This window comes from Deltaproteobacteria bacterium, assembly GCA_005879795.1.
Classification (GTDB): Bacteria; Desulfobacterota; Binatia; order DP-6; family DP-6; genus DP-6.
This window is the reverse complement of record VBKJ01000176.1, coordinates 1-10,153: the sequence shown is the minus strand read 5'-3', so window position 1 is coordinate 10,153 and position 10,153 is coordinate 1. Positions and strand designations below refer to the sequence as shown.

Annotated in this window: 8 protein-coding genes; all 8 read right to left on the bottom strand. The window is 72.9% G+C overall.

Features of this window, described 5'->3' with window-relative positions; genetic code table 11:
- Positions 1-217: MGMT family protein (locus E6J59_15160; GenBank protein TMB18039.1), on the bottom strand; the 217-nt coding region annotated here is incomplete at its 3' end.
- Positions 169-2,595: a YfhO family protein gene (locus E6J59_15155; protein ID TMB18038.1), complete on the bottom strand. Its 2,427-nt coding sequence runs from the start codon at positions 2,593-2,595 to the stop codon at positions 169-171. The genes E6J59_15160 and E6J59_15155, both read right to left, overlap by 49 nt.
- A gap of 1 nt (position 2,596) precedes the next feature.
- Entirely contained in the window at positions 2,597-3,145 is a 549-nt protein-coding gene (locus E6J59_15150) for a hypothetical protein (GenBank protein ID TMB18037.1), read from the bottom strand.
- The gene (gene fusA / locus E6J59_15145; protein TMB18036.1) at positions 3,138-5,234 is read right to left on the bottom strand and encodes an elongation factor G; all 2,097 of its coding nucleotides are present in this window, start codon (positions 5,232-5,234) and stop codon (positions 3,138-3,140) included. The genes E6J59_15150 and fusA overlap by 8 nt, the downstream gene beginning before the upstream one ends.
- A complete protein-coding gene (locus tag E6J59_15140; protein TMB18035.1) occupies positions 5,224-6,003 on the bottom strand; it encodes a type III pantothenate kinase in 780 nt (259 codons plus the stop codon). Before E6J59_15140 ends, fusA begins: the two co-directional genes overlap by 11 nt.
- A complete protein-coding gene (locus E6J59_15135) occupies positions 6,003-6,800 on the bottom strand; it encodes a biotin--[acetyl-CoA-carboxylase] ligase (GenBank protein TMB18034.1) in 798 nt (265 codons plus the stop codon). Before E6J59_15135 ends, E6J59_15140 begins: the two co-directional genes overlap by 1 nt.
- Positions 6,797-7,609 carry a carboxylating nicotinate-nucleotide diphosphorylase gene (gene nadC / locus E6J59_15130; protein ID TMB18040.1) on the bottom strand — a complete coding sequence of 271 codons (813 nt, stop codon included), beginning with the start codon at positions 7,607-7,609 and terminating at the stop codon, positions 6,797-6,799. Before nadC ends, E6J59_15135 begins: the two co-directional genes overlap by 4 nt.
- 40 nt (positions 7,610-7,649) lie before the next feature.
- The coding region (gene valS, locus E6J59_15125; GenBank protein TMB18033.1) for a valine--tRNA ligase at positions 7,650-10,153 on the bottom strand (2,504 nt) is incomplete at its 5' end.

The window sequence follows — 10,153 nt, the reverse complement described above, 5'->3', positions numbered from 1 at the left end:
GCGCGCCGCGCGGTTGGCCGAGGATGGCGGCCACCTGGCCGTAGGTGACCACCCTGCCGCGCGGGATGCGACGGACGACGCGATAGACCAGGCGGTAGAAGGGCGGCGGCCCGGAGCGGGGTGTGCGTCTCTGCTCACGCCGCCGAGGTCTGATCGCGCTCGGGTCGATCACCGCACCGCCACCTCGGCGCCGACCAGCATCCCCACGATGACGCATCCTGCGAGTGCCGTCAGCGCCAGACCTACCCGCACCGACCTCGGCTCGTAGCGGAACGCGACCGTGTGCCGGCCCGCCGGCACGGCGACCGCGCGGAAGGCCAGGTTCGCGCGGTGGAGCGTCGCCGGCTGGCCGTCGACGTAGGCCCTCCAGCCCGGATACCAGGCGTCGGTGTTGACCAGGTAGCCGCCCGCCTCGGTCGCGACGCTCCACGAAGCCTCGGTGGGCGCGTAGGCAACGGTGCTCACCTGGTCGTCGCCCCCACCCGCCACCGGCCGGACGTCGGCGGGGCCGCTGATGACGACCCGAGTGTAGATCGCGTCGGGCGCGCTCCGCAGGATCTCCAGGGCCCTCGCGTCGCTCTCCGCCACGACCGCGTCGTGGACGACGAAGCTGCGCGGCTGCACCCGGGCGAGCTCGGCGAGGTGGACGCTGTCGTACTGCTCCACGCTCCGGACGCCGCGCGGCGGCGGCTCTCCGGCGGCGACCACGTACTTCACGTTGAGCACTCTCAGGAGCGGGGACTCGACGGAGCCAAGGAGCGAGCCGTAGGTGATCCACGGCAGGCGGCCCGCGGCGTCGAGGTAGGCCGCGTACCAGCGTGTCGGGAAGTCGAGGCCGCGGACGTCCGCGAGCCCGTACATCATGTGTGCGTCGGGGACCAGGTCCTCACCGAGCGCCGTCACGCGGTGGAGCGTCCGGTCGCCGGCGAGCCGCGACGCGGCCGGGGTCGTCGGGTAGAAGTCGCGAAGCGGCACCGCAGGCGTGTACCCGCGCCCGAGGCCAACCAGCTCTGCCGCCAACAGGACGACGAGAATCGGCCCGCGCGCGGAGCCCCTCGCCAGCAGCCAGCCGCCGAGCGCGACGACGGCGGGCGCGTACATCGCGAGGTTCCCGAGGCGGAACGCTGCCACCATGCCGGCCACCACCGCGTCGAGCTCTTCATGGTAGTACTCGAGCGCGTGGGCCGGCGCGGGCAGGGCCGCGTACTTCGCGTCCACGACGTGCCGACCCCAAGCCGTGAGGCGCGGGAGCATGTGCGGCAACAGGAGGTTGCCCGCCGCGGCGAGCAGCGCGCCCGCCGCCACGACCGCCACCGCCAGGCGGACGAAGCAGCGGCGGCCCGGGCCCCCGTCCAGCACGGCGTCGAACCCGAATCCTGCCAGCACGGCGAGCCCGAACGACATCACCAGCCGGAGCCGCGCCGGGTTCGCGTGTGCGAGGCCCGGAAGGGCGTTCAGCCAGTCGAGCACCGGGAGGTGGAAGGCCATGCCGGCAGCGATGAGCGCGAGCAGCGCGAGCGCCCGGACCGGCGACGCCGGCTCGCGACGCAAGCACAGCGCGACCAGCGCGCAGAGGAGCGCCACGGTCCCGACGTGGAGGACGTTCTCGTTGTAGTTCCCCCATGGGAGATAGGAGCGGTACGGCCCCGGCCAGGTCGGGTTGCCGTACAGGTTCGGGAAGAGCACGAGCGGGAGGGCGAGCACCTCGTGCCAGGAGCGCGGGTCGAAGAGGGCGATCCCGGCCGGGAGCCGGCGCTGGTACTCCGCGCTCAGCGGCAGCCATTCGAGGAAGGGCAGGAGCTGCACGGCCGCCAGCGCCGTGCCGAGCGCTACCGCGAGCGCGGGCAGGAGGAGAAGTGCGAGCTGGCGGCGGCCGGCGCCCTGCCACCAGCGGAGCCCGTAGTAGGCGCCGAGGCAGAAGAGCACGTCGACCGACGTCTCGATGTGGCCGCCCGTGAACTGGATGCCGACGAGCGCTGCGAGCAGCGCGACCGCGCGCATCCGCCGGGCACCGCTCTCGGCCGCGCGCAGGCGTTCGCCCGCCAGCACGAGCGCGGGCAGCCAGACCGCCACGTTGGTGTGCGGGTGGCCGAGCCAGACGATCATGTAGCCGCACAGCATGAAGGAGAGGCCGGCCACGAGCGCGCCCGTGCGACTCACGCCGTGGAAGCGCGCCAGCAGGTAGGTGGAGAAGCCGGCGATCCACAGGCGCGCGAGCGCGCTCCACGCGAAGGTCCGCGCGAACGGTGCCGCCGTGAGCAGCAGGTTGATCGGGTAGAAGACGGCCGACTGCATGCTCGCGATGAACGGCGTGCCCGCCAGGCTGTACGGGTTCCAGAGCGGGAGCTCGCCCCGGCGCACCGACTCCCACGCGAAGTGGCGCCAGGGAACGAACTGGTACGCGACGTCGAAGGCGAGCGGGTTCGCGGGACGTGTGAAGCCGGGCGGCGCCCGCTCGGCGAAGAACGGGGTGGCGAAGAGGACGTCCGCGCCGCTCAGAACGGCGTCGCCGACGAGCGACGTCCACAGGAGCGCAAGGAGCGGGACGATGAGGAGGAGCCCGGCGAGGAGACGCTCGCGCCGCGCGGTGGTCACCTCACTTCGGCGCCTTCACCGTCATCAGGAGCCGCCGCGCCTGCGCCGAGATCGCCTGCGGTACGTTCTTCGAGCGGGCGATGAGGCGCAGATCCCGCTCCCCCAGCGTCGACAGCTGCCTGAGCGCGATCGGGAGCCGCGCCTTCGGGTTGGTCGCCAGGCCGAGGCGCACCTGGTAGTTCCGCATCCACTCGCGCCGCTCCGTGATCATGCGGAGCAGCTCCTCGTCGACGCTCTTGTTGCGCGTGACGGCAATCACCTCGTCCTCGCCGATGCGCGGGTTCATGACCACGAAGCGGCGGAGCAGCTTGTTGGTGTCGCGGATCAGGATCATGCGCGCGTCGCGGTTGCCGCGCAGCGCGAGCTTGATCTTCGCGGCCATCGACATGCGGAGGATCTGCGCGTAGAGGTTCTGGGGCGGCGGCGCCTTGCGCTCCTCGGGCTCCTCGAGCAGCTCGGCGGGCACCACGATGCCGTCCTCGCCCGCCTCGATCTTGCGGACGAGCTCGGCGGCCTCGGGCTCGCCGAGCTCGGGCGTCTCCTCAGGCATGGCGCTCGGCCCTCGCGGCCTGCGCCTGCTTGATGATCTTCTCGGCGATGTGGGGCGGCGCCTCCTCGTAGTGCGAGAACTCGAGCTCGAAGTCGCCCCGGCCGCTCGTCATCGAGCGCAGGTCGGGCGCGTAGCGCAGCACCTCGGCCATGGGCACGTTGGCCCGGATCACCTGCTGCCCGGTGCTGCCCTTGGGCTCGGCGCCGAGCACCTTGCCGCGGCGGCTGTTCAGGTCGCCGATGACGTCGCCCATGAACTCGCCCGGCACCGTGACCCGCATGGTCATGATCGGCTCGAGCAGGCAGGGGCGGCACTGCTCGAAGGCGGCCTTGAAGGCGAGGCGGCCGGCGATCTTGAACGACATCTCCGAGGAGTCGACGTCGTGGTAGGAGCCGAAGTAGAGCTTCGCCTTCACGTCGACGATCGGGTAGCCGGCGATGATCCCCTCGGCCAGCACCTCGCGCACCCCCTTCTCGACCGCGGGGATGAAGTTGCGCGGGATGACGCCGCCGACGACCGCGTCCTCGAACTCGAACCCCTTGCCGCGCGGGAGGGGCGAGAGCTCGAGCCAGCAGTCGCCGTACTGTCCGTGGCCGCCGGTCTGCTTCTTGTGCTTCCCCTGCGCCTTGGCCGTCCCCTTGATCGTCTCCTTGTACGGCACCTTGGGCGCCTTCAGCTCGACCTCGGCGCCGAACTTGCGCTTTAGCCGCTCGACCGCGACCTCGAGATGGAGCTGGCCGGTCCCCGAGACCACGAACTCCTTGGTCTGCTCGTCCCGGTGGACCCGTAATGCGGTGTCCTCCTCCATGAGCCGGTGGAGCCCCTGCATCACCTTCTCGTCATCCGCCTTGCTCTTGGGCTGGAGCGCGAAGGAGATGGCGGCCGGGGTGTCGGGGAGCGGCGGGAAGACGACGGGGCTCTTCTCGTCCGCGAGCGTGTCGCCCGAGGCCGTCTCCTTGAGCTTCGCCACCGCGACGATGTCGCCCGCCACCGCGGACGGGATCTGCGTCTGCTTCTTGCCCTCGAGCTTGAGCGGGTGGCCGATGCGCTCGCGCCCGTCGCGCGCGGTGTTGGCGCAGTTGAGATCCGCGTGGATGCGGCCCGAGACGACGCGCAGCACCGCCAGCTTGCCCGCGAACGGGTCGACGATCGTCTTGAAGACGTAGGCCGCGAAGGGCGCGGTCGGGTCCGCCGCACGCTCGACCTCCTCGCCGGTCCTGGGGTTGTCGCCCTTCCACGGCGGGAGGTCGGCCGGCGAGGGCAGGAGGTCGACGATCGCGTCGAGCAGCGGGTGGACGCCGATCGCCTTCCCTGGCGCGCCGCACAGGACGGGCAGGATCTTCCCCGCGCGCGCCGCCTCGCGCAGCCCCTCGCGCAGCTCCTCGGCGCCGAGCTCCGTGCCCTCGAGGTACTTCTCGAGGAGCGCGTCGTTCGCCTCGGCGATGGTCTCGACCAGACGGTCGCGCGCCTTGCTCGCCGCCTCGGCCACGTCGGCCGGCGGCGCGCCTTCCTGGAACGTCCCCGACTCGCCCTGGTAGAGGAACGCCTTCCCCGAGAGCACGTCGACCACCCCCCTGAACTCCGCCTCGGCGCCGATCGGCACCTGCAGCACGGCGGGCGTGGCGCCGATCGCCTTCACGTCCTCGAGCGCGTGCTCGACCGTCGCCCGCTCGCGGTCCATGCGGGTCACGAAGGCGATGCGCGGGAGGGCGAGCTCCTCGCACCAGGCCCACACCTTCTCCGCCTCGACCTTCGTCTCGCCGCCGGTCGGGCCGAGGACCAGCACCGCGCCGGTCGCGGCGCGGAGACAGTTGCGCGTGTCGTGCAGGAAGGCCGAGTAGCCGGGCGTGTCGATCAGGTTGAGCTCGTGCTTGCGCCACCCGGCGTGGTGCAGCGTCGCCGTGATCGAGCTCTTGCGGCGCACCTCCTCGGGCTCGACGTCGAAGGCCGAGGAGCCGTCGTCGACGCGGCCGAGCCGGCTGGTCGCGCCGGCGGCAAAGAGGAGCGCGTCGGCGACCGTCGTCTTCCCGGCCCCGCCCTGCCCCACGATGGCGACGTTTCTCAACCTGGCCACGTCCTCAGCTGACATCCCGTCCTCCGTTGCGCTCGTAGACGATGCGGAGCCCGTCGAGGGTCAGGAACTCGTCCACGGCCTCGATGGTGGTGGACACCGGGGCGATGAGCGAGGCGAAGCCCCCGGTGGCGAGGGCGCGGGCCCTGGGGTCGTTCTCCCTGCGGATGCGCTCGACCAGCCCGTCCACCAGCGCGGTGTAGCCGTAGGCCACGCCCGACTGGATGGCGTGCACGGTGTTGCGGCCCACCACCTTCTCCGGCCGCACCAGCTCGACGCGCGTCAGCTTCGCGGCCCGCACGAAGAGCGCGTCGAGCGAGATGCCGATGCCGGGCACGATGACGCCGCCGGCGTACTCGCCACGCGCGGTCACGTAGTCGAAGGTGGTCGCCGTGCCGAGGTCGACCACGATGCAGGGCCCGCGCGTGCGTTCGTAGGCGGCCACCGAGTTGGCGATGCGATCCGCGCCGATTTCCCGCGGATTGTCGTAGAGGAGCGCCATGCCGGTCTTGACGCCCGGGCCGACGAAGAGCGGCGCGTGGCCGAAGAACTTGCGGCCGAGCTCCTCGAGCATCCCGTGCATGGGCGGCACGACGCTCGAGACGGCGATCCCGCTGATGTCCTCCGGGGAGGCACCGCCCACGCGGAAGAGGCCGAGCAGCATGACGCCGTACTCGTCCGCGGTGCGCTCGGGCTCGGTCTGCACCCGCCAGTGACGCGCCAGGCGGTCGCCCTCGTAGACGCCGACCTTGGTGTGGGTGTTGCTGACGTCGATCGCGAGCAGCATCAGCGGTACCCGCCGGCCACCGTCACCTCGCCCGCGACCACGCGCACCACGTCGCCACCCGGGCGGCGGAGCCGGAGCGCTCCGTCGTCATCGAGGCCCACCACCCGCCCGGCCAGCTCCCCCTCCGGCGAGGCGACGCGGACCTCGGCGCCCGTCAGCACGGAGTACGATTCCCATTCGGCGCGCACGCTCGCGAATCCCCTCGCAAGGAAGCGACCATAACGTGCCTCGAGCGCGGCGAGCAACCGGCCCGTGAAGGCCGCGCGGTCCACCCGCCGGCCGGTGGCGAGGCGCAGCGAGCCGGCCTTCGGGCGGAGCACGGGCGGGAAGGCCGTGCGCGGGGCGTTCAGGTTGACGCCGATGCCCGCGATCACGTGGTGCACGCGCTCGCCCTCGGACTCCAGCTCGACGAGGATGCCGGCGACCTTGCGGTCGCCGAGGAGCACGTCGTTCGGCCACTTGATCCCGGGCCGGAGCCCGGTCTCCTCCTGGACGGCCGCCGCGACCGCGGCGCCCGCGACGAGCGCGAGCTGCGGCACCGCGCTCGGCGCGAGCGGGGGGCGGAGCACGATCGAGCAGTAGAGGTTCAGCCCCGCCGGCGAGTGCCACTGCCGGCCGAGCCGGCCCCGCCCGGCGGTCTGGCGCTCGGCGATGACCGTCGTGCCCTCGGGCGCGCCGCCGCGCGCGAGGTCGCGCGCCACGCGCTGGGTCGAGTCGACCTCCTCGAGCCAGTGGACGCACCGCCACGCGCCCCGGAGGTGCGGCGCGAGCTCCGCAGGGCCGAGGCGGTCGGTCACGGGAGCGGCTCGATCTTCAAGTTGAGGTCGGCAGCGGGCGCGGAGTGCGTGAGCGCGCCCACCGCGACGAACGCGACGCCGGCGCGCGCGAGCGCCTCGAGCTGCTCGAGCGTGACGCCGCCCGAGGCCTCGAGCGGCACGCGCCCGCGCGCGATCCGGACCGCCTGCGCGACGTCCGCGAGCGGCATGTTGTCGAGGAGGATCAGGTCGGGGCCGGCCGCGACCGCCGCGGCGACCTCGGCGACCGTCCGGCACTCGACCTCGAGCGGCAGCCCGGGAAGGGCCGCGCGCGCCCTCCGGACCGCCGCCGCCACCTCGCCGCCCCCGAGCGCCAGGTGGTTGTCCTTGATGAGGATGGCGTCGTCGAGCCCCAGGCGGTGGTTCGTCCCGCCGCCGGTGCGGACGGCGTACTTGGCGAGGGCGCGCATCCCGGGGAGCGTCTTGCGCGTGTCGCGCACGACGAGCGGGGTACCACGCACGCGCTCGACGTAGGCGCGCGTGAGCGTCGCGATGCCGCAGAGATGCTGGAGGAGGTTCAGGGCGACGCGCTCGCCGGCCAGGAGAGCGCGCGCGGGCCCCTCGAGCGTCGCCAGCACCTGCAGGGGCGCCGCCAGGGCGCCCTCGTCGGCCTCGGCGGACCCGCGTACGTCGCCCAGCCGCCGGAACACGCGCTCGAGGAGCGGCAGCCCGCACACGACGAGCGCCTGCTTGGCGCGGACCCGGCCGCGCGCGCGGGCGGCGGCGGGGACGAGCGCCTCGGAGGTGCGGTCGCCGGCACCCAGGTCCTCGGCCAGCGCGAGGTCGATCAGCGCGCCGACGCGTGGGTCGTCCCAGGGCGCGACCACCGGCTCACGTCTCCAGCGGCGCGAACTCCACCTCGACCACCTCGAACGCCCCGTCGAGCCCCGCCCTGGGCCGGAGCGCGTACTCCGCGACGCGCGCCGCCGCCATCACGTCGGCGGCGACCGGGGCGAGGCTCGTGAGCGTCGCCGGCGAGGCCGCGAGCGCGAGCCGCGCCACCCCGCGGCCGACCGAGACGCCCGCCTCGGACTTGCGCTTGTTGATGGCCGCGAAGCAGCCGACCGCGGCCTCGAAGCTCGCCGGGTCGGCGGGCGCGGCGACCGGCTCGAAGTCGCGGCGGCCCGGCCACGGCGCGGCGTGGACGCTCCGGCTCCCGGTCTCCTCGGCGAACGCCCAGGACCAGATCTCCTCCGCGATGTAGGGCAGCACGGGGGCGAAGAGACGGAGCAGCACGCCGAGCCCCAGGCGCAGCGCCGCCACCGCGGACGGGTCCCCCTCGCGCGCGCGCCCCTTGGCGAGCTCGAGGAAGGTGTCGGTGAAGTCGCTCCAGAAGAACGCCTCCATGTCCTGGAGCGCGTGCGCGAAGTCGAACTCCTCGAACGACGCGGTCACGCGCTCGACCAGCGCGGCGAGGCGGTGCGCGAAGGCGCGGTCGAGCTCGGCGGTGACCGGCCCGTCGGGGGCGACCTGCGAGAGCACGAACTTGCCCGCGTTGAAGAGCTTGGTGACCAGGCGCTTCCCGATCCTGAACACCTTCGGGTCGAAAGCGGTGTCGGTGCCGAGCCGCGCGCCCGCCGCCCAGTAGCGGACGCCGTCGGCGGTGTACTCGTCGAGGAGGTGCATGGGCGTCACCACGTTGCCGCGGCTCTTCGACATCTTCTTGCGCTCGGGATCGAGGATCCAGCCCGAGATGACCGCGTGCCGCCACGGGATCGTGTCCTCGTGCAGGAGCGCCTTGGCGATCGTGTAGAAAGCCCAGGTGCGGATGATCTCGTGGCTCTGCGGGCGGATGTCGGCGGGGAAGAGGCGGCGGTGGCGCGCCGGGTCGAGGAGCCAGCCCGAGCTGATCTGCGGCGTGAGCGAGCTGGTGAACCAGGTGTCGAAGACGTCGGGCTCGCCAGTGAAGCCGTCCGGGCGGTCGCGCTGCCCCGGCTCGTAGCCCGGCGGCGCGGCGGTCATCGGATCGACGGGCAGGACGCTCGCCTCCGCCACGATCGGCCGGGCGTGGTCCGGGCGGCCGTCGCCGCCGAGCGGGTACCAGACGGGGATCGCCGGGCCGAAGAAGCGCTGGCGGCTGATGCACCAATCCATCTGGAGGTTCTCGGTCCAGTTGCGGTAGCGCAGCCGCATGAAGTCCGGGTGCCACTCGATCTGGTCGCCCTTGGCGAGGAGCGCCTCCTTCTTGTCGAGGAGACGCACGAACCACTGCCGGGTCGAGATGAACTCGAGCGGCCGGTCGCCCTTCTCGTAGAACTTGACCGCGTGGGTGACCGGCACGGGCTCGCCGCGCAGCGCCGGCTCGCCGCCGGCCGGAGCGCGGAGCAGCTCGACGATCGCCTTGCGCGCGGCGGCGACCGTCTTGCCCGCGAGCTGGCCGTAGTGGCGGCTCGCGGCCGCGGGGTCGCGGCTCTCCCAGCCCGGGCTGCCGAAGCTGACGGGGACCAGGCGGCCGTCCCGGCCGAGGACCTGGCGGAGCGGCAGCTTGTGCTCGCGCCACCACTGCACGTCGGTCGCATCGCCGAAGGTGCACACCATGAGGATGCCGGTGCCCTTCTCGGGGTCGACCAGCTCGCTCGGGAAGATGGGGACGGGGACGTGGAAGAGCGGCGTCACGGCGCGCCTGCCGAAGAGGTGGCGGTAGCGGGCGTCGGAGGGATGCGCCGTCACCCCGACGCACGCGGGCAGCAGCTCGGGCCGCGTCGTGGCGATGACGAAGCCCTCGTCGCTCCCTTCGACGGCGAAGGCGACGTGGTGGAACGCGCCCTGCACGGGCCGGTCCTCCGCCTCGGCCTGCGCCACCGCGGTCTGGAAGTCGACGTCCCACACGGTGGGAGCCTCGATGCTGTAGACGTGCCCCTTCGCGAAGAGGTCGCAGAAGGAGAGCTGCGCCAGCTGGCGGCAGTGCGCGTCGATGGTCGAGTACTCCTGGCGCCAGTCCACCGAGAGGCCGATCCGCTGCCAGAGGGTCTTGAAGGCCTCCTCGTCCTCGCGCGTGACGCGCAGGCAGAGGTCGATGAAGTTCCGGCGGGAGACGATGCGCGGCGGCTCCTTCGCCCTGGCCGGCGTCGCCGGCTCGAGCACGAGGTCGGGCTCGTAGGGGGCACGCGCGTCGCAGCGGACGTGGAAGTAGTTCTGCACCCGCCGCTCCGTCGGCAGCCCGTTGTCGTCCCAGCCCATGGGGTAGAAGACGTTCCGGCCCCGCATGCGCTGGTAGCGCACGATGACGTCGGTATGGGTGTAGCTGAACACGTGGCCCACGTGCAGCGAGCCGGAGACGGTGGGCGGCGGCGTGTCGACGACGAAGGTCTCCTCGCGCGGGCGGGCGGGGTCGT